The 22740-nt window shown below is 38.0% G+C and carries 24 protein-coding genes; 6 read left to right on the top strand and 18 right to left on the bottom strand.

Annotation, left to right across the window (positions count from 1 at the left end):
- The 3 genes from PCY14_RS08270 to PCY14_RS08260 all read right to left on the bottom strand — a co-directional run.
- A partial coding sequence (locus tag PCY14_RS08270) for an ACP S-malonyltransferase (RefSeq protein WP_301363398.1) occupies positions 1-1516 on the bottom strand: 1516 nt, incomplete at its 3' end.
- 9 nt (positions 1517-1525) lie between these two features.
- The gene (locus PCY14_RS08265) at positions 1526-2737 is read right to left on the bottom strand and encodes a pyridoxal phosphate-dependent aminotransferase family protein (RefSeq protein ID WP_152902827.1); all 1212 of its coding nucleotides are present in this window, start codon (positions 2735-2737) and stop codon (positions 1526-1528) included.
- Complete coding sequence (locus PCY14_RS08260) at positions 2730-5228, bottom strand: beta-ketoacyl synthase N-terminal-like domain-containing protein (protein WP_048790644.1); 2499 nt, start codon at positions 5226-5228, stop codon at positions 2730-2732. The genes PCY14_RS08265 and PCY14_RS08260 overlap by 8 nt, the downstream gene beginning before the upstream one ends.
- Before the next feature lie 359 nt (positions 5229-5587).
- Here PCY14_RS08260 and PCY14_RS08255 point away from each other — a divergent pair, with 359 nt between their 5' ends.
- Positions 5588-5965 carry a Type 1 glutamine amidotransferase-like domain-containing protein gene (locus tag PCY14_RS08255; protein ID WP_227070930.1) on the top strand — a complete coding sequence of 126 codons (378 nt, stop codon included), beginning with the start codon at positions 5588-5590 and terminating at the stop codon, positions 5963-5965.
- Positions 5966-6096: 131 nt separating this feature from the next.
- On the opposite strand, the gene PCY14_RS08250 is transcribed toward PCY14_RS08255, so the two are convergent.
- Positions 6097-6672: a helix-turn-helix transcriptional regulator gene (locus tag PCY14_RS08250; protein ID WP_155213656.1), complete on the bottom strand. Its 576-nt coding sequence runs from the start codon at positions 6670-6672 to the stop codon at positions 6097-6099.
- Between the two features lie 158 nt (positions 6673-6830).
- On the opposite strand from PCY14_RS08250, the gene PCY14_RS08245 reads away from it, so the two are divergent.
- From PCY14_RS08245 to PCY14_RS08225, 5 genes are all read left to right on the top strand, one after another.
- The gene (locus tag PCY14_RS08245; protein WP_143920673.1) at positions 6831-7274 is read left to right on the top strand and encodes a hypothetical protein; all 444 of its coding nucleotides are present in this window, start codon (positions 6831-6833) and stop codon (positions 7272-7274) included.
- A 278-nt stretch (positions 7275-7552) separates the two neighbouring features.
- Positions 7553-7975, top strand: a complete 423-nt coding sequence (locus PCY14_RS08240; RefSeq protein WP_002888288.1) for a hypothetical protein — start codon at positions 7553-7555, stop codon at positions 7973-7975.
- Positions 7976-7977: 2 nt separating this feature from the next.
- Complete coding sequence (locus PCY14_RS08235; protein ID WP_048790647.1) at positions 7978-9006, top strand: replication initiation factor domain-containing protein; 1029 nt, start codon at positions 7978-7980, stop codon at positions 9004-9006.
- 59 nt (positions 9007-9065) lie between these two features.
- Positions 9066-9326 carry a helix-turn-helix domain-containing protein gene (locus PCY14_RS08230; RefSeq protein WP_037612701.1) on the top strand — a complete coding sequence of 87 codons (261 nt, stop codon included), beginning with the start codon at positions 9066-9068 and terminating at the stop codon, positions 9324-9326.
- Between the two features lie 70 nt (positions 9327-9396).
- On the top strand, positions 9397-10614 hold the full coding sequence (locus PCY14_RS08225; protein ID WP_048790648.1) for a tyrosine-type recombinase/integrase: 1218 nt from the start codon (positions 9397-9399) through the stop codon (positions 10612-10614).
- A gap of 110 nt (positions 10615-10724) precedes the next feature.
- On the opposite strand, the gene rpsI is transcribed toward PCY14_RS08225, so the two are convergent.
- From rpsI to pnp, 14 genes are all read right to left on the bottom strand, one after another.
- A complete protein-coding gene (rpsI, locus tag PCY14_RS08220) occupies positions 10725-11117 on the bottom strand; it encodes a 30S ribosomal protein S9 (RefSeq protein WP_002888293.1) in 393 nt (130 codons plus the stop codon).
- A 27-nt stretch (positions 11118-11144) separates the two neighbouring features.
- On the bottom strand, positions 11145-11591 hold the full coding sequence (gene rplM, locus PCY14_RS08215) for a 50S ribosomal protein L13 (protein WP_002886374.1): 447 nt from the start codon (positions 11589-11591) through the stop codon (positions 11145-11147).
- Positions 11592-11833: 242 nt separating this feature from the next.
- The gene (locus PCY14_RS08210) at positions 11834-12034 is read right to left on the bottom strand and encodes a helix-turn-helix transcriptional regulator (RefSeq protein WP_008536245.1); all 201 of its coding nucleotides are present in this window, start codon (positions 12032-12034) and stop codon (positions 11834-11836) included.
- 9 nt (positions 12035-12043) lie between these two features.
- A complete protein-coding gene (locus PCY14_RS08205; RefSeq protein ID WP_042771677.1) occupies positions 12044-12514 on the bottom strand; it encodes a hypothetical protein in 471 nt (156 codons plus the stop codon).
- 152 nt (positions 12515-12666) lie between these two features.
- On the bottom strand, positions 12667-13527 hold the full coding sequence (locus PCY14_RS08200; RefSeq protein WP_164376603.1) for a DegV family protein: 861 nt from the start codon (positions 13525-13527) through the stop codon (positions 12667-12669).
- A gap of 8 nt (positions 13528-13535) precedes the next feature.
- Complete coding sequence (locus PCY14_RS08195) at positions 13536-14051, bottom strand: NYN domain-containing protein (RefSeq protein WP_021151339.1); 516 nt, start codon at positions 14049-14051, stop codon at positions 13536-13538.
- A gap of 2 nt (positions 14052-14053) precedes the next feature.
- Positions 14054-14797, bottom strand: coding sequence for a 23S rRNA (guanosine(2251)-2'-O)-methyltransferase RlmB (gene rlmB / locus PCY14_RS08190; RefSeq protein WP_008536241.1), 744 nt, complete (start codon positions 14795-14797; stop codon positions 14054-14056).
- A gap of 47 nt (positions 14798-14844) precedes the next feature.
- Positions 14845-16524 carry a hypothetical protein gene (locus PCY14_RS08185; protein WP_164376604.1) on the bottom strand — a complete coding sequence of 560 codons (1680 nt, stop codon included), beginning with the start codon at positions 16522-16524 and terminating at the stop codon, positions 14845-14847.
- A gap of 292 nt (positions 16525-16816) precedes the next feature.
- Positions 16817-17218: a Mini-ribonuclease 3 gene (locus PCY14_RS08180; RefSeq protein ID WP_021144836.1), complete on the bottom strand. Its 402-nt coding sequence runs from the start codon at positions 17216-17218 to the stop codon at positions 16817-16819.
- Complete coding sequence (cysS, locus tag PCY14_RS08175) at positions 17211-18554, bottom strand: cysteine--tRNA ligase (protein WP_301363394.1); 1344 nt, start codon at positions 18552-18554, stop codon at positions 17211-17213. Before cysS ends, PCY14_RS08180 begins: the two co-directional genes overlap by 8 nt.
- Before the next feature lie 205 nt (positions 18555-18759).
- Positions 18760-18918 carry a hypothetical protein gene (locus PCY14_RS08170; RefSeq protein ID WP_171968053.1) on the bottom strand — a complete coding sequence of 53 codons (159 nt, stop codon included), beginning with the start codon at positions 18916-18918 and terminating at the stop codon, positions 18760-18762.
- 12 nt (positions 18919-18930) lie between these two features.
- Positions 18931-19551, bottom strand: a complete 621-nt coding sequence (cysE, locus tag PCY14_RS08165) for a serine O-acetyltransferase (protein ID WP_060933702.1) — start codon at positions 19549-19551, stop codon at positions 18931-18933.
- A 72-nt stretch (positions 19552-19623) separates the two neighbouring features.
- Positions 19624-20394 carry an SseB family protein gene (locus tag PCY14_RS08160; RefSeq protein WP_021151335.1) on the bottom strand — a complete coding sequence of 257 codons (771 nt, stop codon included), beginning with the start codon at positions 20392-20394 and terminating at the stop codon, positions 19624-19626.
- The gene (gene pnp, locus PCY14_RS08155; protein WP_021151334.1) at positions 20391-22628 is read right to left on the bottom strand and encodes a polyribonucleotide nucleotidyltransferase; all 2238 of its coding nucleotides are present in this window, start codon (positions 22626-22628) and stop codon (positions 20391-20393) included. Before pnp ends, PCY14_RS08160 begins: the two co-directional genes overlap by 4 nt.
- Positions 22629-22740 lie beyond the last annotated feature (112 nt).

Below are 22740 nucleotides of genomic sequence, written 5' to 3'. Positions count from 1 at the left end.
CTACGATATCACTAAGTTTAAACTCAGTTCTTACCTTAGCCATAATTTCCGATTGCTTAACCGAGTCAATACCCAAATCTGCCTCTAAATCGGCTTCATCCTCAAGTAGCTCTTCTGGATAGCCTGTTTTATCAGTAATAAAACTTTTAACAACTTTACTAATCTCCACCTTACTTAATGGTTCATCTGTTGTCGTATCTGTATTTACTTCTACTAAATCATTATTTGGCTCACCATCATGTGATTTTTGCTCCAGTATAAGTGAATTAAATGTTGAATAAGTAGAGCCAGTACCAGTGCTCTCATTAAATTCTTGAACAATTTTCTCCTGCATCTGTTTTGGTAAAGCAAATTCCAAACCATAATCCTCTATTGAGTTCCCTGATTGAATAATTTTATCTATAAGCTCAATTGGATAGCCTGTGAGTTTATTAATTACTTTTGTAACTTTTTTAGTATTCACTTCTGTCTTAATCATATCTAACCTCAATTTTGATTTTTCCAAGGCGACAATATCATTTTCTTTCTTGGAATTCATATTAATACTACAATGTTCTTTATCAGATAAAATCTCATTAATTAAATTTGTCATAATTTGATTAGCACCACACTCTAAGTACAACTTAACATTATAAGTGTTGTATAGAACTTCAATAATTTCTCTGAAATTAAATGGTGTAATAAGCTGTTCACCTAAAATTTCAACCAGATTAGCAATATCTCTATCCTCATATAGACGTGTTAAAATAGTTGAATAAACTGGAATCTTTGGTAAATTAAACTCAATATCTTTAATAACTTTCTCATATTGATGCTTAATTGGCCGTAATAATTTGGAATGAAACGGGTATGGAACTGGTAAAATTTTTGCAACAATGTCAACTTTTTGACAATATTTTTCCAGTCGCAATATTGATTCTTTAGCTCCTGAAACAACTTTTTGAAATTTTGAATTCACAATTGCTAGCTCTAAGTTATTGTGATTTTCAAGATACGTATTAATTAATACTTCGTCTTTATTATTATTTAATTTAAGTGAAAGCATTAACCCTTGAGAAGAAGTGTCTAAATATTCTAAACTTTTCGCTCTACTATACGAAATTTTTATAGCATCTTTAAAACTAATGACACCTGAAGCTAATAAGGCTGATATTTCTCCAAGGCTATGCCCCAACAAAATGTGAGGTTTTACTTTAAATTCTTGAATTGCAATCCTAAAGAACACTTCATTCGCTATGATAATTGCAGGTTGCATAATTTCGGATACAGTATTAATATCTGATGTCATTAAATGTTCTAGAAACGAATCACCAGTAATACCCTTATAATAATTCTCTGCTTCTGCAAGTGTTTCATCAACAATTTTATTTCTACCCCTCAGATCAGATAGCATATTTACGTATTGTGATCCGTGTCCTGGAAAGATTATCGCAGTTTTACCATCATTAGATTTTTTTATATAAATTCCATTGTTTTCTAAGAGATTCACTTGATTAAATCTTATTCTATTTTTCATACTATTCCTCTAATTTATTAAATTATACTTTTTAAAAATATCTTCAATTTTACCTAGAGCAAAATCAATTTCTTCATTACTCAAAGAAGCAGTTATTGTCGCACGTAATCTACTTTCATTATGCGGTACTGATGGAAAAACAGCAGTTGCAATATATACTCCCTCGGACAATAAATCTTTAGTGATTAACATATTAATTTCATCATCACCAACATATATTGGAACAACTGGAGAAGTACTTCCCATAGTATCTAACCCCATCTTTTTAATTCCTCTTCTAAAGCGTAAAGTGTTTTCCCATAATTTATCTCGTCTCCATGTTTCCTGTTGCATAACCTTTAATGCTTCTAGAGTACCAGCAACTGTGGAAGGGGGCATACTGGCATTAAAAATGTACTGATGAGCCTTATGCTTTATATATAGTGCTGTTTTTTTATCCGTTGCAATACAACCACCAACATTAGCTAGAGACTTACTGAAAGTGGTCATTCTCAAATGTATTTTCTCTCCTACTCCTTTTAATTCAGCAACCCCCTGTCCTTTTTCACCAACAAATCCAAAAGAATGAGCTTCATCAACTAGAATACTAGCATTATATTTTTCTGCTAAATCAGTTATCCTCTCTAATGGTGCCATATCTCCTTCCATGGAATAAACACCTTCTACAATAATAAGTTTCTTCTTGAAATTTTTACTATTTTCTAATATATACTCAAGTTTATCCATATCATTATGTTTAAAAATTCTTAGCTGTGCATTTGATAAACTCATTCCATCCACTATACTCATATGATTATATTGGTCAGTAATTATTACTGTATCCTCATCAGCAATTGCTGAAATAGCAGCTAAATTTGCTAAATATCCAGCACTCAAAATTACAGCCGCCTCAGTTCCAAAAAAATCGGCACAAGCTTTCTCTAGCTTTGTATGCAAATCTGTCGTACCATTGTGTAATCTTGCACCACATGTTCCTGTTCCGTATTGAATTAATGCATTCTGAGCTGCCTCAATAATAGCTGGATGAGTAGCTAAATCCAGATAGTTGTTAGATGTCAGCATTACTACTTTTCTATCATCAATTGTAGAAGTCCCCCTTTGAGCAGATGAAAAATTAGGTTCAAACACATAATTTCCAGACTCTTGCCCTTGAATTATTTGCTTTGTCATTTGTTCAATTTCTTTTTCAAATTCTGTATTTTTAATCATTTTATTACTCATTCAACAACACCTTCTTAGCTAATTTTAGTTTCTTTTTTAAATCTTCAACATCATTATATATGATGGATAAGTCAGATTCTTCAAAAGTTAATCCGACTGGGTTATCGCATGACATTGAATTAACATCAATTGTTTTTAATAATTGATATGTTAAATTCAACTTTAAAAGTTTAGACTCTTCAGTATCAACTTTTTCGTCAAATAATTTTTCACAATTATTTTGAAGACGATTTAGTAATTCAAACGCTTCACTAGCTCCTAAATAATCATAACTCTTAGCTTTAATTGAAAATTTGGTGTTAGCACTTTTTGAAAACGTTCCTAAAACAGTATCATCCTCATTAACATCCTCACTTCGTTTAACAACGTAAAAGCAGGCACCCGATTTTATCTCTGTTTCAAAAGATAGAGACTTGCTGTAATTTCGAAATACTTCAACATATTCATCCATTACGTTACCATTAACAGCACCTACGATTATGATGTCGTTTTCTCCATTCTGCAAGCTAAGAATTCCTTGGTTTAAGGCAACTGAAAACGAGTCCATTCCATGATCATAAACAGCATTAGTACCTTGAATATTATGATAATTCGATACTCTACTTGCTACAATATTGTCCATAAAGCCTGGTAAGCTATCTTCCTCAATAGACTCAAATTTACCTTTAAAATTAGACTCAATCTCATTCAATTCTGAATTAGATATAGTAATATTTTCTTTATCTAATATATCTTTTAGGATTTTAGTATATTCCACACTTCTGATTCTAATATCAGAATGGTAAGCATTTGTAAGCCCCATTGTGGAACCTACATATACTCCCACCCTACTCTTATCACTACCATCCAATTTATTACCAATTGCCTCAGTAGCAGCAATTAATGATATTTGTTGAGCATAGTCAATTTTATTCAGAATCTTAGGTGGGATTTTATACTTAATAAACGGAAATTGGAATGGTTGATCATGTTCCGTTTTATTAAGTATATCTTTTAACGTTTTCTTATTTTCATCAAAAACTCCAATTCCAACAATTGAAAAGTCACTATTTCCATTATTACTATGAAAATCAAAAGCTTGTTTATTATGAAAACTTGGAAGATACTCCTCAACAAGAATATTTCCATTGATACCACCAAATCCAAATGCGTTAATTAATGCACGCCTAGGTCCTGAATTTCTCCGTTCCCATGGTGTATTTTTTACATTAACTTCTAGATAATCTTTTACAATATTTTTTGATTTATCTGATAGCTCTGTAAAATTATAGGTTGGTGGATATTGATTATTTTCCATTCCCTTCAACACTTTAATCAAGTTAGCCATTCCAGCAGCAGAAAATGAATGTCCGATTTGTGACTTCAAAGATCCAATTTTTATTTTATGTTTCAGATTTTCTTCAACACATAATTTAACTATTGACTCTAACTCAACATCATCTCCAACTGGAGTACCTGTGGCATGCATTTCTACATAGTCAATATCATTGATAGTTAAGTTTGCTCTGTTTAAAGACTTCTTCATTGCCAAATATTGGCCAGAAGTACTTGGGGCATAGATAGATTGTCCACTACCATCACTGGAGACTCCGCTACCACTTATAATACCAAGTATTTTGTTATTATCTTTAATTGCTTCAGAAATTCTTTTAATAATTATTGTACCTGCTCCTTCACCCGGTGTAAGCCCATCATTCTCTTTGTCCAAAGGCTTCGATTTAGAATGAGACAATCCACCAATTTTAGAAAAGGCTACATTTCCTGTTACACCCATGTTTCCTAAGGCGCCTGTTACTATAGCAAACTTAGAAACTTTATTATGTAATAATTTAATCGCCTCATCTATCGCTATTAAACTTCCTGAACAAGCACCATCAACTACAAAAGAGAGTTGATTAATTCCAAGAAAATCAGTGATATCTGTAACAAGGCTACTAGGAAACATACCATCTATATTTCTATCTTCTAAATCTAATTCTTCATACAGTCTACTACCAAATTTATCTGTTATTTTTTCTAGACTTCCCCTTTGAACTAAAGAACTTTTCTCGACTTCATTTAAATAATTCTTTCCAAATTTATATAACATGTAATCACTTATATCTAAATCGCCGAGCATATTCCCTATAATTAATGATGAATCTCTTAATTCATTTATATTAAGATTAGCTTCATCGATTGCTTGTAAAATAGTGTACAAAACCATTTTTTTAGTTCTATTCAAAGACAATATTTTTCCATCATCTAAATTGAACTTGGAAATATAATCCATTAATGAACCCGTATTATCAAGATATGCACTATTTTTGCAGTAAGTTTTATCAGGAACATTTTCATCTTCATTATAATAATCATTCACATTCCAAACTTCGTTAGTTACTTCTCTAATCCCTTGAACTCCGTTCTTAATGTTTTTCCAAAAGTTTTGTACATTATCTGAATTTGGTGGATATAGAACTCCGTATCCAATGATAGCAATTGGCTCGTACATAATAACTTCCTCCTTAGATAGATCTATTTAATTTAAGGTTAAAAGCAAAAGTTTAAGTTAATCGGATTAACTTGAGTCCAAAAATAAAAGTTAATCGGATTAACTTTTGCTTTCCTATATTTTATCATTACTTAAGAATTTGTCAACAATTTATTAAAAATTACTAATCTTCATTTAAGCTACCATATTTAACTAATTTGGCTCATTACTAGTCAAAATTCTTCTTGTTGCTAAGAATATTTTTTTCTGACTCTATAATTTCAGTAGTGGGTGGATCTCATTCAGATATTGCGGGGCTTTTTGTATGCCCAATTTATAAAATTAAGTTAGATACAAAAAGCCATCTATGTTAGACTCAGATAAACACCACATTTATCCGAAAGGAACTAAAAAAGAAGGGATTAATCAAAATCGTCAAACAAAGGATAACAGAAGAAATGATTTATATAGAGGAATATGCTGGTGCTATTATTACGTCTAAAAACATTGAGTATAGCTCTTTACTTGACAACCCTAATGTTGCAACTGAACTCAAAGATTATACTGGTCTCGGTCTATGGGACAAATACATTCTCCCTCATAGCAATGAATTTCCATTTGAAGAATGTACCGCTGAAACTATTCGAAATTACTTTGAAAAATTGGACTTACTTCCGATTAACAATTATACTGCTGTTGTTATAGAAATGGGCATTTTTCAGTCATTTAAAATGATAAGCAGTCGTGGAGTTAAGTAAGACGACTCAAATAAATCCTATAAAATCAACATTTCTAGGATTTTTGCTTGCTTAAAATATTTTTGTCTGATTAGACGATGTATTATAAATTCTAATTTAAGATTCTATAAATTATTTCAGAATTAGCCCTTTTATAAATCTGTATTTTCAAATCGAATAACATCAAGCTCTTTTTCTGATTGGTCTTTGTAGAGTGCAATCAGATTATCAGTTTTTTTCTGAATGTCCTTTTCATATTTAAGAGTGATAAGCCCTATTTTATCTTCATCAGACATGGTGTTAGTGTTTTCCAGTTCCAATGCTTGATTAAGCTGTTCTGTGGTGTAGGTCTTCTGCTCCACTTCTTTTTGAAATTCTGCATAGTCCAAAAGACTTTGTAAGAGTAATTCTTCCTCCGCTGTGCGAGCATAATGCCAATCGTTGGCTAAACGTTCTAGATGTTCTGCCCACTTTAAATCCCCTTTCTTTTCACCAAGCTCACTATAAGGAAAGAGTTCGTCAACATCTATTTTTAAGGCTTTCGCAATATCTTCTAGGCGCTCCCAACTTGGTTCGGTAGTGCCTTTTTCATAGTTAATAATTGTTTGTTTGGTCACACCCAGAAGTTTTCCCAATTCTTTTTGGGTCATTCCTGCTTTTAACCGGGCAGATTTAATATCAAGCTCCCCCGCTCGTAAGACATTGGCATAGTTATATAAAGCTGGCATTGGATTTCACACTTTCTATTTAGGTAAAATTTGTTTTTACTTTTTAGTTGACTAGTAAAAATATGTTTTGTATAATGAAAATAATCGATAGGTAAAATAATTATTTACCTCTTGATTATATAATATTTTACCTTGAGAGTAAATGGAAGGAGGCTAAAATGACACACTTTTACGATTATCCCCAAACGGTTAAATTGGTTAATGGTTTGAACTCCGTCTCAACCTTAAAGAAATGGCGCTTAAAGATTGAACGCTTAACAGGACATGCCTTTGAAGAAAGCCGAGTACGAACAGGCAAACGTTCTTACAGTAAGGTTACCCTCTTTACTGATAGTGACATTGAGCAGTTGCAACAGGTCGCCCATTTAAAAGGCAGTCTGGGACTAGAGAAAGCCATTCTCAAAGTCTATCCGCTAACCCGTGCCTCACCTGTTCCTTTGACTAAACAAGTACAGGGACTATCTGTTCAAGTGTCTCAACTGAACAATCAGGTTGAGAGACTAACCAGAGATAATCAAGTTCTAACCTTGCGCCAAACCGCACTGGAAAAGCGCATAGAGGTCTTAGAACACCCTAAGAAGCGAACACTCTTTGGCAAGTGAGCACGGTACAGCACCAACGCCGTGGGCGAGTGGTCAACACGGTAGCCCACAAGGCGGTAGGGGCTCGAAACGGGCGAGACTTGCCACTAAAATAAGTGCCCCACTACTAATAGGGGGTACGAACGTACACGAAAGTAGGGCTAACTCCTTGAGACGTCTGGGGTTAAAGCCAATCAGTTGAAGTTTTCGCTGAAATCCCTTGGGAGAGTAGGGTTCAAAGCTAATTCTGCGTACGTTTAGAAAAGATAACTACTTTAAAAAACACAAAGGAGTATACGATGACAAACTTAACACTAACTGACACAACACTTAAACTTGGCGAATTGAACCTTGATAAAAGTCAATTCATGCTTCCTAAAAAAGTAGTGGTACTTTCTGCTCGTATGAGTTATAAGTATCAAGAAGTAAATGGCGAACAAGTCCGAACAGACGAACCATCCAAACTAGTTTGTAGCGTTCAAGATGCGGATAAAATCAAAGTGTTAAAAGAAATGAACATTGCCATTGAGGAACTCAAAGCGATTACGCTTGAAATTCATGACAACCTCGACAAAATCACAAAACTAGCAGAAAATGACGGGTTGCTTGATAAGACCGTTGAACTCGTCAATCCTCAAGTCCGTCTCATGTGGAACATGACTCGTAGTAACTGGTCTGGCGTAAAACTAGTGGCAAACGACCTTAAAATCTTTGGTAATTAAACATGGACAACAGCGTGAGGATTGACTACTTCGCTGTCACTGTTAAAGATGTTCCACCAGAGGAAGTTTTGGAAGAAATACTGCTCATTCCCCAAGATAAGTTTGCGCTTAATGCTTGGGGAATAAACAAGTATCAACGCCATTATGCTTGTTCAGACATCAAGGTTTACTTTAACCAAGTCTTAGATAACATGGGGGTCTATCTGGAACTTAAAGGAAAAGGTTGTCGTCAATATGAGGAATTTATGGCAGGTAACGTTAATAACTGGGTAGCTCTGGTCACACGCCTGTACCGCTATCAGGTCAACTTTACCCGAATAGATATAGCTAATGACATCTACGATAAAGCATTATCCGTTCAAACCCTCTATGCCTATTGTAAACGGGGCTTGTGTATCACGAGAGCACAATATATGGACTATCACGAGCGTTCAATTCTTGAAACGGGCGAACGAGTTGGTGAGACGGTCACCATAGGCGCACGAGGAAGTCAACAATGGTGTGTTTATAACAAACTCATGGAACAAAAAGGAAAAGGTAAAGTCACTGATGAGACCCATTCTTGGGTCAGAGCAGAGCTACGTTGTTGGCAAGGCAAAGCTAATATCATTGCTCAACAAATATACCTTAAAAAACCTTTGACAGCCATTTACTTTGAAGCTATCAACGGACACTACCGCTTTGTCAGACCTAATGACAAGGACACCAATAAGCGCAGAAGACAGCCGGTCAAATGGTGGCTTGATTACCTCCAGACGGAAACCAAAACTCGCTTGAGTATTGAACGTACCAAGCCAACGCTTAGACAGTCAGAACAATGGACGGAAAAACAGGTCTCAAAGACTTTAGCCAAACTCTATGTGGCTAAATATGAGGCAACCACACTTGAAAGAGCAGACCAATTTCTCCAAGACCTCTTAAAGTTGGGATTATCGAAATTTACTAACAGCGATGAAAAGGAGATTGAACAATATGTCCGTGAACACCAGAGCTCCAACACTTGGGGCATACAAAAAGACGACTTGCCGTAAACAAATCGCCTTAGAAATAATAATCGCTAACATTATATCATGAAAGGACAAAAAAGACTATGCAAGTGATTTTACCAGACGAACAAATTCATCAGCTACAACTGTTAATTAGCCAGCTTATAGAAAACGAAATAAAAAATAAATTGGATAGTAACAACATTGAAAGTCCCTTCTTGAACAAACAACAAACTTGTAAGTATCTAGGAATTGCCAATAATACGCTTGATTCTTGGATAAAAAAGGGGTTACCAGTTATTCGAGTTGGAAAAACTGTCCGATTTGATAGAGCCGAACTTAATCACTGGTTACAAAATCAGTAGCATTCTAACCGTGGCCTGATATAATGAAGCCACGGTATTTTTCTAGCTCAATTCAAAAAAGGAGAATACTATGTCAATTACAAAAACTAAAAACGGAACTTATCGCTTACGTATCTATGTCCCAGAAGAAGTCAAATCCTCATTGGGAATTAATAAAAAAGTGATTGAAAAACGTTTCAAATTAAGGAGTGAGGCTAAAAAATACGAACTTGAATTACAAAACAAGATTGATAAAATTTTAAGCGGAGAATCAACCAAATTGGAAACAAATGGCTCAATCCTCTTTTCCGATTTTTATCACAATGTTTGGTGGGAATCCTATAAAGCAGGTCAAACAACATCTACCACAAAACCACCTTCACAAGCTACTATTGACGGTACCGAAATTGTCTTTAGAAAACATATCCTACCCTTGCTTGGTAATTATTCCATTGATTTTCTCAATCAAAATAAACAGGTTATCTTGAACCTTTTGACACAAAAGGCAGAAGAATATGCAAACTTCAAAGTCATTAGAAGTTACGTTAATTCTATTTTTGATTGGGCTGAGGAATTGGAATATATCGAAACTAATCGTCTCTCTAAAACAATTAGCCGTATTAAGGCAACTAAAAAAATTAAACTACAAGAGAGTAAAAATGATGAAGATTTATATCTGTCACAATCAGAACTTCAAGCATGGTTCACCGCTTTTGAAGAAGATTTAGAAAACGACAAGCTCCTATTCAAAGATTATGTGTTATTCTATACAACTTTTTTCTTAGGAGATAGGAAATCCGAAAGTTACGCTTTGCAATGGAAACACATTAACCTAAAGAAACAAGAAATTCAGTTAGTGAAAGCCTTGGACAAGTATAAAAATCCAAAATCAACTAAGGGAAATAAAAGGACAACTTTCCATATTCCTATTGAACTAACTGATTTACTCTGTGCTTGGAAAAAACAACAAAAATTGGAATTGGCAAAATTCAATATTATCCAATCTGATGAACAGTATGTTTTTACTTATATTGATACAAAAGGAAATGTTAATAGTCCCTTACACGCTGATTATCTTAATAATAAGATGAAGTCAGTCGAACGCCGTCATAAGGAACTAACACACGCTACACCTCATAAATTACGTCATACGGGTGCAACTCTTGCCAAACAATTTGGCACATCACTAGAGGACATTTCAGAAGCTCTAACGCATAGCGATACTCTCACAACTAAGACCTATGTCAACACTTCAAATGTCATACCAATGGCTGTTGGTGAAATTGCCTACCGTAACCTTAAAAAGTAATGGTGTGAATTTGGTGTGAAAAGTGGTGTGAATTTTGCCAAAAAAACATCAAAAAACACCCCATGGTGTGAACCATGAAGTGTTGATAAATGCTGTATTGTAGCCGTTTCTTAACGTTTTGAGAACTGGCTAGCTTTACGAGCTTTCTTAAGACCTGGTTTCTTACGTTCAACCATACGTGCATCACGAGTAAGAAGTCCAGCGCGTTTCAATGAATCGCGGAAGTCTGGGTCTACTTGAAGAAGTGCACGAGCGATACCGTGACGGATCGCACCTGATTGACCAGCGTATCCACCACCTACAACGTTAACGTGTACGTCGTATGAACCTTCAGTTGAAGTAACTGCGAAAGGTTGGTTGATAACGAGACGAAGGTCTGCGTGTGGGATGTATTCTTCTACATCTTTTTTGTTAACAGTGATTTTACCAGTACCTGGAACCAAACGTACGCGTGCAACAGCGTTTTTACGGCGTCCTGTACCTGCATATTGTGCTTGTGCCATTATATTAGTGCTCCTTTCCTCTTAGAATTAGATAAGTCCTGAGATATCAAGTACTTCTGGTTGTTGTGCAGCGTGAGTGTGCTCACCGCCAACGAAGACTTTCAATTTCATACCTTGTGCGCGTCCAAGAGTGTTGTGTGGAAGCATACCTTTAACTGATTTTTCAATCAAACGAACAGCGTTTTTAGAACGAAGTTCACCTGCTGAGATTTGTTTCAATCCACCTGGATACATTGAGTGAGTGTAGTAGATCTTATCAGTTGCTTTTTTACCAGTCAATTTAACTTTTTCAGCATTGATAACAATTACGAAATCACCTGTATCAGTGTGTGGTGTGAAAGTTGGTTTGTTTTTTCCGCGAAGTACGCTAGCAACTACTGCAGAAAGACGTCCAAGTGGCACATCAGTTGCGTCAACGACATACCATTTACGTTCAACTTGGCCTGGTTTAGCCATAAATGTTGTTTTGTTCATGATTTCTCCTATATATAGTTCGATTTTTGTTTACGAGTGATGGGTGTTCCTTCCCATCGAAAAGTATTTGGAAGGTTCCGGGGCCTTTCAAATGGGGTAAACAATACCGTTTAACATAATATCAAAAAAACACGTCCAAGGCAAGTCATTTGGAGGTGTTTTTCTTTTATTTTTTTAGCCTCTGTTTTATAAGGTAGGTAATAGAATTAGCCCTCAACACCCCCTCCTCTAAGGGATGCAAACTAGTCCTCAGATTCCCAAAAAAGCTGGTCCAGAGTTTTGTCTAATGTTTTACAGATAGCAATGCACAGATTTATAGTCGGGTTGTAGTCTCCCTTTTCAATAGCAGAGATGGTCTGACGAGAGACCCCTATAGCATCTGCTAAGCCTTGTTGAGTGAGGTCTTTTGCCACACGCGCTGACTTTAATTTTAAATTTTTCATTTAAAAAACCTACTCTTCGTCTTCTAGCTCTTCCAAACGGTTTTTCTTGATTCTTTTAATAATAACCCAGCAGTCACAAATAAGGATCAAACCCAATGTCAAAAATGCTACACTACTCATAAGATTCTTCCCTATCTTAAATGACTGAAATAGACTTAAGAGGCCCATTAGCAATATAAAAATTCCCAAAAAACACATTACCCAGGAAATTATAAGCATCTTCTTCTCAAGTTTTTTGTCTAGTAACCATGGATGCCCATTACGTGATACGCTGTGGACTAAAACCACGCACATAGAACCAAAGAAAGTGATGATTAATAGTGACTGCACTAATTCGACGGAGTGTGTCTTACTAGCAACCATAATCGTTACAAATAGACCAAGCATGGCCACCCAATAACCTCCAGCAGCAGATTCTCCACTGATTAACCGAGCACGTTCATCCATCGTGCTAGCTACTTTTTTCTTTGACTTTTTCATTTTGTTTCCTCCATTTTCTAGATTCATTATATCATTATTTTACACAATGTCAAATATATCATTCATTTTGTATAAGTTATATTTTTATTTGCTATTAACATATCATTTTAGAAAACAAAAAATCAGATAGGAAATCCTATCTGACACTTTTTCTATCTAGCTTCTTTACCAATCGTGAAGACGGCCAAGGTATCTGGTCCGACGTGGGTAGAGATGACTGGACCAAGTGGCATAATAAGAACTTGCTCAATGCCATCAACTGCTAACAAATCTTCTTTGAGCTTTTCTGCCGCTTCGATGTCGTTAGCATAAGCAACAATTGCTGTGCTATGACCAATATCTTGAGTAGCATGCAGAAACATTTCCTTAATAGCTTTTTTACGTCCTCGAATCTTGGCCAAAGGAACCAACTTGCCTGAGGCATCTAACCAAAGGAGAGGCTTGATATTAATCAAACTACCAATAATGGCTGAACTCTTAGAAAGACGCCCCCCACGCATCAAATGGTAGAGATCATCAACCAAGAAGTAAGTGCGTAATCGTGGCAAAATAGCTTCAATCATGGCTTTGGTTTCAGATAAACTCTTACCCTTGTCACGGGCCTCTGCCGCCAAGATAGAGAGATAACCTTCCCCACCTGCTGCCGCTAAAGTATCTACAATCTCAATGACAGCTTCTGGGTATTCATCCAAAATCATGTCACGCGCCATAACAGCACTTTGATAAGTACCTGAAAGCACTGATGAAAAGGCAATATAAAGAAGGGCATCACCATTTTTGGCGTGACGACGAAAAACCTCTTCAAATTGACCAACATTCACTTGGCTAGTAGTCGGCTGACTGCCTTCCTGCATACGTTCCAAGAGACGGTCACTCGTTAAACGGTTAGGTCCTACGGTCTCATAGGTAGTATCATCCAGAGTAATGGTCAAACCAACGAGTTCTACCTCATTTTCCTGAGCCCATTTTTCATCTAAATCTGCTGTTGAATCTGTCAAAATTTTGAATGTCATATGTCCCTCTATTCTATTTCATTTAAAAGATCCTGTAATTGACCTAATTGTGTATCATCCCATGGACCTAACTTGGGTGTTTTTAAGTCAATATGTGCCGACATCTTGTCTAAGTCCGATTTAACGGTATTGACACGTTCTTCCAACTCTCGTGCTGAAACACGTAAAGCCCCCTGAGAAAATATAGCCCACTGTTCATTTAGGTCACTGGTTGCTACCTCAACTAGATGTTGAACGGTATTCATCTCAGCTGCTGCTCGCTCAATGTAGCTATCTGCTGTCTCGTCTTCCTCAGTAAAAATAACACTGATACGATATTGGTCATAGCGCTGACGGGCTCCTGGAACGAACTGAGCATCAAATACACAGATGACATCAATATGTTCAAAGTTGGCATAATGATTAAGTTTACGAAGCAGTGTTTCACGAGCTTCATCAAGCTGATTAGTCTTAAAGAGTTGACGGGTTTCTTGCCAAAAGGCAATCATGTTATAACCATCAACCAAAAGTATTCTTTTTTTCATCGTTACAATCGGTTTCGATAAACTTCATACATGAGTACTGCAGCTGCCACGCTAGCATTAAGGCTCTGTACATGGCCACTCATAGGGATAGTAATCATTTCATCTACTTGTTTTTTGATGTTAGCAGAGATACCTTTTCCTTCATTACCGATAATCAGAGCAAGTCTCCCAGCGGTGTTCCATTTATGAGATGGTGTACCATCCATGTCTGTTCCAAATATCCAGAAGCCTGCTTCTTTAAGCTTATCAAGAGTTTGACTAAGATTAGTCACTCGAGCAATGGGAATATGCTCCACTGCTCCTGTTGAGGTTTTGGCAACGACAGGTGTTACCCCCACAGCACGGTGCTTAGGAATAATAACACCTGTTACCTGAGTAGCATCAGCCGTACGCAAGATGGACCCAAAGTTATGAGGATCGTTGAGTCCATCTAAAATAAGAATGAGAGGATTTTCCTCTTGCTCAACCTTGTCCATAATATCTGAGAGCTCAGAATAAGCAAACTCCGACACACGAAGAACAAAACCTTGATGGACAGCTCCACCTGTCATATCAGACAAGGTTTTCTTAGGTGTCCAAGAAATAGAGACCTTCTTTTCAGCTGCCAAAGCCTTGATAGCATCAACATTTTTCCCTCGAAGATCATCTTGAATATAGAGTTTATTACCAGTATTAGCCTCGAGACTTTCTGTTACAGCGTGCACGCCATAAACAATGTCTAGACTTGATTCTTTAGTTGTTTTCATAAGCCCATTCTATCATAAAAAAGGCCCTCTTACGAGGGCAAAGCATATTAAATAAACGTAATTGCTGCTAGGTAAAGCACGAGAAGAACAAGAACAACAGTTGCAGCAGCCAAAGCTTGCTTACCAATTGTATCTGGATCTGAGATTGATTCTGCAATCTTTCTCGCAGCTTGAGTAATGGTTTTACCTGCTGCTTGGAAGATATCAATTGAACCTGTGCTTGTTGAACTATTTCCAGAAATCGCTGAAGACCAACCACTCAAAACCTCAGCAATTTGATCTGCCAATTGCTGTGTCAAGGCTCTAGTTGTCTCAGCCAACTCATTAACTGCTGTAGCCTGAATGTGATTAGCTGCTTCAGTATAGTTGTTTACACTAGTATTATAGGTTACCGGTATAGTCATTGTTGTCGTGGTCGATGGGTACTGGGTCCTTTGATAACCACCAGGAGTCACCGGCAGATCTCCATCATTGAAGACGCTAAATGTTTGTGTCAGATAATGGATATTATTATCTGTATCGATCAACTCAAAGGTCATCTTATGGATACCAGTCGTTTGCTCTGCCAAGTGGTAGGCACTCAAACCAGCATTTACTTCATCCAAAGTTCCTTCAACAAAGTAGCTATGGTGAATTTGTTTCCCATCAAGAACAAGATTAAGACCCTTAATCTTCTTACCGTCCATCTTGTTAACATCGAAGTTGACGTTAAAGATTTCACCACGTGCCAAATAGAGAATATCTGTATTTCCTGTAACAGCTGGGTGATCTTCAAGAAGAGAACCGGTACTATCACGTTTAGGAACTACAGTGTAAACTTCGGAGGTGATTGGAGTCGCTAGAATCTCTGAGATAAGCCCATCCGTAAAGGTTACTTCTGACGAATAAGTCAAACTCTCGCTCTGCAACATTGAAACCACTACAGAAGTTTCAAAAACTTCAGAAGTTGATGTTGAATCTTTCCATCCAACTGTGAGGACAGTCAGACTCTCCTCTGTATTTTTATTTGACTGACTTGCTTCTGCGTTCGTTGACGCAAGAGAGCTGGCAGTGCTTGCAGCTTCTGAAGCAAGTTCGGAAGTTGCAACGGCTTGGCTAAAATTAGTAGCACTTACAGATGTCGTATGAGAATTTAGGGAAGAAAATTCCGATTTTTCAACAGCATGTGTATTCCCAGCAAGTTCAGATGTATAAAGTGTGCTTTCACTTTTATACATGGATGTCACCGCTTGAGATTCAGCTGTCGCTGTAGCCTCACGAGACTTATCATAAGTAAGCACAATGTTTGGCTTGGTTTGCTCAGAATCAGATGCCGGCTTTGCATCACCTCGCTCAGATGTCGCTGTTGAACTACCTGCACTAAAAGCTTGTACTTGAGCCCCTTCTGAATGAGGTGTAGCCTTAGAAACTCTTGTCTCTACGATATCAACTTGAGAGTGCACTTCAAGAAGTCCCTCATCCGTTTCACTCGAAGAAACGACCATTAGTGATGTTGATGTCACTACTGAAGTTACTTGACTCGCTGGCTCTGCCTTTGCTTCCACTGCTGAAAAATCAACTTGCGGAGCAAGAGGAGCTGGAGCCGGAGTCTCACTCTTAACATAATCTATATTAGCTTTGTCAGGACTTGCCTGAACTTCATCTGCTTTACCTGTTTGTAGCGTAAAACTAGATAAAATCAAAGCAGCAAACGTTGTATATAAAACTTTTTTCTTAGCTATTTCCATTCACCTCCTCATTTTTTATATGGCTTTATTTATTAATATTATAGACTTTTTTTTTACTTTCTGTCAAATTAGTTTTATTAAAAAACGTTATAATATCAGGGTTTTACACGTGTCAGACCCTCCTTAATTTTCTCATTTTTGACCTTCTAAATATCAGTTTTATCTTATTTTTTATTGGCAAACCGCTTAATTTCTTTGATTCTCAAATCATTTTGATTTTGAGGATTTTATTATTTGCTACGACTAATAGGAGTTGTAAGATAAGCAAAAAATCCTGCAATGGCAGAATTTTTTAGATTTCTCTTTCAACTTGATCAATACACCAAGTAATTAATTCTTCTAAGCGAGTCAGGTCTTCAGTCATATGAAGATAGCCCATGACGGCTTCGAAGCCTGTTGACATTTTATAAGTAATAACATCCGTATTTTTAGCCTTGGTGTGACTATGGGCATTACGACCTCGTTTGTAGATGTCCAGTTCTTTTTCAGTCAAGACTTCTTGATCTAGCATTTTTTCAATGAGACTAGCCTGAGCTTTGGCCGAAACATAGCGTGTAGCTAGACGGTGCAGTTGATTTGGCTTGGTCTGACCTTGAAAAATCAGGTGACGACGAATGTACAAGGAATAAACAGCATCTCCCTCAAAGGCAAGTGCAATACCATTGATAAGATTGACATCAAGGTGTTTAGTCACGTGTCCACCTCACACCATCCTTGGTATCAAGAAGTTTGATACCTTGAGCAGCCAACTCATCGCGAATACGGTCCGCTGTCGCAAAATCCTTGTTAGCACGCGCCGCTTGACGTTCTTCAATGAGTTTTTCGATATCTTCATCAAGGACTTCCTCTTTGAAAACAATTCCAAAGACTTGAAGTACTTTTTCAAAAGCATCTTTAACCGTTTGATCATAATGGCCTGAATTAATCCATTTAGCCATGTCAAACAGGACAGTTACACCGTTTGCTGTGTTAAAGTCATCATCCATAGCTTCCTGGAAAGCGTCCAGATAAGTTTGTAACTCAGCTTGGTCCACCTGACCTGTTAATGGAAGACTGTGGGTGTTTTTCAAATACTTAAGATTGACTTCAGCATCATGGATAGCTTTTTCGGTGAAGTTAATTGGCTTACGGTACTGTTGTGTCGCTAAGAAGAAGCGAAGCACTTGACCATCAACTGTCTTAAGCATGTCATGAACCGTTACAAAGTTACCCAAAGATTTTGACATTTTCTCATTGTCCACATTGACAAAACCGTTGTGCATCCAGTAATTAGCAAAGGTCTTGCCAGTCTTGGCTTCTGATTGGGCAATTTCATTGGTATGGTGTGGAAATTCCAGATCTGCACCACCACCGTGGATATCAATAGTATCCCCAAGAATTTCAGTCGCCATCACTGAACATTCGATGTGCCAACCAGGGCGACCAGGTCCCCAAGGGCTATCCCAAGAAATTTCGCCTTCTTTGGCTGCTTTCCAAAGGGCGAAATCCAAAGGATTCTCCTTACGTTCTGTTTCAGCATCCGTACGTCCGCTTGCACCAATTTCAAGATCTTCCAAAGTCTTGTTAGCTAATTTAGCATAGTTGTTTGACTTAGCTACTCGGAAGTAAACATCACCTTCAGAGACATAGGCAAAACCTTTGTCAACCAAGGTTGACACAAATGCAATGATTTCATCCATGTAGTTAATAACACGAGGATTTTGTGTCGCTGGTTTAATGCCAAGCTGTGCAGTATCTTCCATAAAAGCCGCGATAAACTTGTCCGACAATTCTTTAGTTGAAATGCCAGCTTCATTGGCTGCCTTGATAATCTTATCATCTACATCCGTAAAGTTAGAAATATAGTTGACTGTGTAGCCACAATACTCAAAATAACGACGAATAGTATCAAAAGCTACTGCTGAACGGGCATTTCCGATATGAATATAATTGTAAACCGTTGGTCCGCAGACATACATATTGACAACATTTTCTGTCAAAGGTACAAAATCACGGAGCGAACGTGTCATCGTATCATAAATTTTAATCACTAGAGATTCCTTTCAATTAACTGGAAACTATTTTTTATTCTTGATATGGTTTAGGTATAAACACAAGAGTATCACAAGAATGATAATCCATATAGCCGCAACCAGCTGACCTTGAGCCAAGAGAGATATAGCTGAAAGGAAACTCCCAACTATATAGAAGACCAAAAAAGGATTGTTTTTGAATAAATTTTTCATAACTCAAGTATTACTTGTGACGTTGCTTAAAAACAAGACCACCCCATAAAAGAGCAATGCAAAACCACAAGGCTGCCATGCTATAGTCTGCTCTATGTAAAGCAATGTAAACAAGGGCAAGAGGGCCCACGACCGTCAATCGAGTCACCTTTGAACTAAAAAGTTTCATCGTTTCCTTTCCTTATAGCCGTGATGAGTGGAAGCTAGCTGCTTTTAGAAGGTCATCTAGTTTTTCGCTATAGTATTCACGACCTTCTTCAATATCGTGGATAACTTCTTCGTCCTTTTGACCATGAACACGCACAACCTTAGCAGGAACACCAACGACTGTAACATCTTCTGGGACATCCGCAACAACCACAGCTGCCGCACCGACCTTAGAATTCTTTCCAATCTCGATAGGGCCTATGACCTGAGCATGGGCTGAAACCAAGGCACCCTCACGAACGGTTGGGTGACGTTTTCCGACATCTTTACCAGTACCACCTAAAGTGACACCGTGGTAAAGCATAGCACCCTTCTCCACAACAGCTGTCTCACCAATGACAAGGCCTGAGCCATGGTCAATGAAAACACCTTCAGCAATCTGAGCCCCTGGGTGAATCTCGATTTGAGTCCAGAAGCGCCAAAATTGACTATGCATACGAGCTAAAAGTCGGCAATGGTGGCGCCAGAGAAAATGTGAGATACGATGAGCTGCCAAAGCCTTTAGACCAGGATAGGTTAAAAGAACCTCCAAACTTGTCCGAGCCGCTGGGTCATTTTTCTTTACAATATCAATACTTTCTTTCCACCACCCCATATAGGTCACTCCTTATATCATTATTGTTTACTGTGGCCTTATTATCTTTTCAGAGATTTGATAATACTAGGACTACTTACTATCATCCTCAAAATAAGACCAATCCACTAACTCAGGCTGCTCATCAAAAGGATTGATGACAATACCTTGAACCTTATCCAACTCATTTTCACCTGTTGAAGGCTTATAAATTTCTGACAACGGCCACTGTAGAATAGTTCCCTTGGCCTTACGGAAAGGAAGTCCAAAAGTCTCGTTTCCGTACCATTTGGCAAAGCTCGTCAAGTTCGTAAATACAGGCACATAGCTCTGTCCCTCTGCATTAGACATGGTTGCAAAGAAACGATCTTCTTGTCCATCCGTCTCACGCTTATGAACAAAGGCCGGAACAAGATAAATCTTGTCTTTAGGGGTTGCCTTTTGATTTTCCTCACTCAAAAGATTATTAAGAGTCTGAGTAAAGTAGTTGATAAATTGAATCAATTCACTGCTTGCAAAAAGAGTGGTGTTCGAAAAATCACCATCGGATTTAAGATTGAAAGCAAGGCCAAAAAGTCCTGCCTCAACGAGCTGCGATAGAATATCTAAACTTGAACGTTTTACCCATGCTTGTTCTCGAGCACTCTCTTGAGTATCTTTAAAGGCTTGCAAATCCTGCTCGCTTGTAAAGACAGGAACAACCTTCTTCCCTTCTACTTCAACCGCATAGAGGTCTTGGGCCGCCAATACTGGAGTACGTTGCAGGTGATTAACCAAAGCCAGACTAGTCAAAAAATGGTCTGGTTCTGTTAAAAATTCTCTCAAGGTTTCATCAAAGACTTGCAATTCTTGATTTTCTGTCATTCTTCTGTTTGTTCTTTCGTTTCTGATTGATCAAATTTTTTCGGTGCTTCCCCACTTTCCTTATGGTGGCGTGGTTTATGATGAGAACGACGGCGATGACGAGACTCTCCTCCATTTTCTCCGTCCTCAATTTTTTCAGGTTTTGGAAGCAGGGTCTTAATTGAAGCATCAACACGGCCTTTTTCATCGATTTTGATGATTTTAACAGTTACCATATCCCCAACCTTAACCACATCTTCGACATGCTCTGTACGTTTCCAAGATAATTCTGAAATGTGGACTAAAGCATCGGTTTTATTGAATAGGTGAACAAAGGCACCAAACTTTTCAATACGCACAACTGGTACTGTGTAAACCTCACCAACCTTAGCTTCACGCACAAGGTCGGAGATGATTGTTTTGGCACGGTCAATAGCATCCTGATCACTAGAGAAAATCTGAACAAGTCCTTCTTCATCAATATCAATTGTGACACCTGTCTCAGCGATAATCTTATCAATGGTTTCACCACCCTTACCGATGACAACCTTAATCTTGTCAACAGGAATCTGAATACTGTCAATCTTAGGAGCCGTTGGTGCCAATTCTGGACGTGGCTCAGCAATCGTTGACTCAATAACATCAAGAATCTCAAAACGAGCCACCTTGGCTTGAGCTAAAGCTTCCTCAAGAATAGCAGGTGTAATCCCCGAAATCTTAATATCCATCTGAAGAGCTGTAATTCCTTGACGTGTACCAGCTACCTTAAAGTCCATATCACCAAAATGATCTTCCAAACCTTGAATGTCGGTTAGGACAGTGTAGTTTGTTCCATCTGAAATAAGACCCATGGCAATCCCTGCAACAGGCGCCTTAATCGGCACCCCACCTGCCATAAGAGCCAAAGTGCCTGCACAAATAGAAGCCTGTGAAGAAGAACCATTTGACTCCAAGACTTCGGCTACCAAACGGATAGCATAAGGAAACTCTTCAACGCTTGGGAGAACTTGAGCAAGGGCACGCTCACCCAAAGCTCCATGACCAATTTCACGACGGCCTGGCGCACCGTAACGCCCTGTTTCACCTACTGAATACTGAGGAAAATTGTAGTGGTGAAGGAAACGTTTCTTGTATTCTGGGTCCAAACCATCAACAAGTTGTGTATCACTCATAGGAGCCAAGGTCAAGACTGATAAAGCCTGGGTTTGCCCACGTGTAAAGAGACCTGATCCATGAACCTTTGGCAGAAAGTCAATCTCTGCGTCCAAAGGACGAATTTCGTCCACACGACGACCATCGGGACGGACCTTGTCTTCGGTAATGAGACGACGCACTTCAGCATGTTCCATCTGTTCAAGAATTTCTGCCACATCACGTAAGATAGTATCTTTATCGTCATCTTCTGCAAAGCGTTCTTGATAAGAAGCGAGAACCTCTTCTTTAACAGCCTGGGTTACTGCTTCACGCGCTAATTTTTCTTCCACCTGAACAGCCTTAGCTAACTGATCATAATAAGCTGTTTCAATTTCAGCCTTCAAATCAGCATCAACTTGGAGCAGTTCAACCTCAGCCTTCTCCTTACCAACAGCCGCAACAATGTAATTTTGGAAATCAACCAACTCTTGAATAGCTTCATGCCCTTTCAAGAGTGCCTGCAACATAATATCCTCTGATAATTCTTGAGCTCCTGATTCCACCATATTAATGGCTTCCTTGGTCCCTGCCACTGTCAAGTCTAAATGCGAAACTTCTTTATCTGCTGCACTTGGGTTGATGATAAAATCTTCCGCTGCATAAGCTACTTGAACCCCAGCAATCGGACCATTAAAAGGAATATCAGAAATAGAAAGTGCTAAAGAACTCCCAAACATAGCTGCCATTGGCGCACTAGCATTTTCATCATAAGAGAGAACAGTGTTAATGACTTGCACTTCGTTACGAAAGCCCTCCGCAAACATGGGACGAATAGGACGGTCAATAAGACGAGCAGTCAAAGTGGCATCAGTTGAAGGGCGTCCCTCACGCTTGTTAAAACCACCTGGGAACTTTCCAGCCGCATACATTTTCTCTTCATAGTTAACTTGTAAAGGAAAGAAATCTGCCGTTGCCATCTTTTTAGACATGACAGCTGTTGATAATACGGTTGTATCTCCATAACGCACGACAACAGCGCCGTTAGCCTGCTTGGCTACCTGCCCCACTTCCACAACAAGCGGGCGTCCTGCAAAGGTCATCTCAAAAGTTTGTTTAGCCATGTTTGATCCCTCTTTTTATCCATAACCAGCCCTACAACAACGAACTGGTCAACTTTATGTCATTCATTTGATATAACTTCCATTTTACCATATTATAGTCGAAAATGGCAGA

It is taken from the genome of Streptococcus sp. SV2 (assembly GCF_030440175.1).
In the GTDB taxonomy this organism is placed as follows: domain Bacteria; phylum Bacillota; class Bacilli; order Lactobacillales; family Streptococcaceae; genus Streptococcus; species Streptococcus raffinosi.
The sequence above is the reverse complement of the archived record's forward strand: the minus strand, read 5'-3'. Positions and strand labels throughout refer to the sequence as shown.

Bases quoted from the DNA above. Each gene is read 5' to 3' on its own strand.
- PCY14_RS08265 (WP_152902827.1), bottom strand. From the start codon at position 2,737: ATGAGTAATAAAATGATTAAAAATACAGAATTTGAAAAAGAAATTGAA.
- PCY14_RS08260 (WP_048790644.1), bottom strand. From the start codon at position 5,228: ATGTACGAGCCAATTGCTATCATTGGATACGGAGTTCTATATCCACCA.
- PCY14_RS08250 (WP_155213656.1), bottom strand. From the start codon at position 6,672: ATGCCAGCTTTATATAACTATGCCAATGTCTTACGAGCGGGGGAGCTT.
- PCY14_RS08245 (WP_143920673.1), top strand. From the start codon at position 6,831: ATGACACACTTTTACGATTATCCCCAAACGGTTAAATTGGTTAATGGT.
- PCY14_RS08240 (WP_002888288.1), top strand. From the start codon at position 7,553: ATGACAAACTTAACACTAACTGACACAACACTTAAACTTGGCGAATTG.
- PCY14_RS08235 (WP_048790647.1), top strand. From the start codon at position 7,978: ATGGACAACAGCGTGAGGATTGACTACTTCGCTGTCACTGTTAAAGAT.
- PCY14_RS08230 (WP_037612701.1), top strand. From the start codon at position 9,066: ATGCAAGTGATTTTACCAGACGAACAAATTCATCAGCTACAACTGTTA.
- PCY14_RS08225 (WP_048790648.1), top strand. From the start codon at position 9,397: ATGTCAATTACAAAAACTAAAAACGGAACTTATCGCTTACGTATCTAT.
- rpsI (WP_002888293.1), bottom strand. From the start codon at position 11,117: ATGGCACAAGCACAATATGCAGGTACAGGACGCCGTAAAAACGCTGTT.
- rplM (WP_002886374.1), bottom strand. From the start codon at position 11,591: ATGAACAAAACAACATTTATGGCTAAACCAGGCCAAGTTGAACGTAAA.
- PCY14_RS08210 (WP_008536245.1), bottom strand. From the start codon at position 12,034: ATGAAAAATTTAAAATTAAAGTCAGCGCGTGTGGCAAAAGACCTCACT.
- PCY14_RS08205 (WP_042771677.1), bottom strand. From the start codon at position 12,514: ATGAAAAAGTCAAAGAAAAAAGTAGCTAGCACGATGGATGAACGTGCT.
- PCY14_RS08200 (WP_164376603.1), bottom strand. From the start codon at position 13,527: ATGACATTCAAAATTTTGACAGATTCAACAGCAGATTTAGATGAAAAA.
- PCY14_RS08195 (WP_021151339.1), bottom strand. From the start codon at position 14,051: ATGAAAAAAAGAATACTTTTGGTTGATGGTTATAACATGATTGCCTTT.
- rlmB (WP_008536241.1), bottom strand. From the start codon at position 14,797: ATGAAAACAACTAAAGAATCAAGTCTAGACATTGTTTATGGCGTGCAC.
- PCY14_RS08185 (WP_164376604.1), bottom strand. From the start codon at position 16,524: ATGGAAATAGCTAAGAAAAAAGTTTTATATACAACGTTTGCTGCTTTG.
- PCY14_RS08170 (WP_171968053.1), bottom strand. From the start codon at position 18,918: ATGAAACTTTTTAGTTCAAAGGTGACTCGATTGACGGTCGTGGGCCCT.
- cysE (WP_060933702.1), bottom strand. From the start codon at position 19,551: ATGGGGTGGTGGAAAGAAAGTATTGATATTGTAAAGAAAAATGACCCA.
- PCY14_RS08160 (WP_021151335.1), bottom strand. From the start codon at position 20,394: ATGACAGAAAATCAAGAATTGCAAGTCTTTGATGAAACCTTGAGAGAA.
- pnp (WP_021151334.1), bottom strand. From the start codon at position 22,628: ATGGCTAAACAAACTTTTGAGATGACCTTTGCAGGACGCCCGCTTGTT.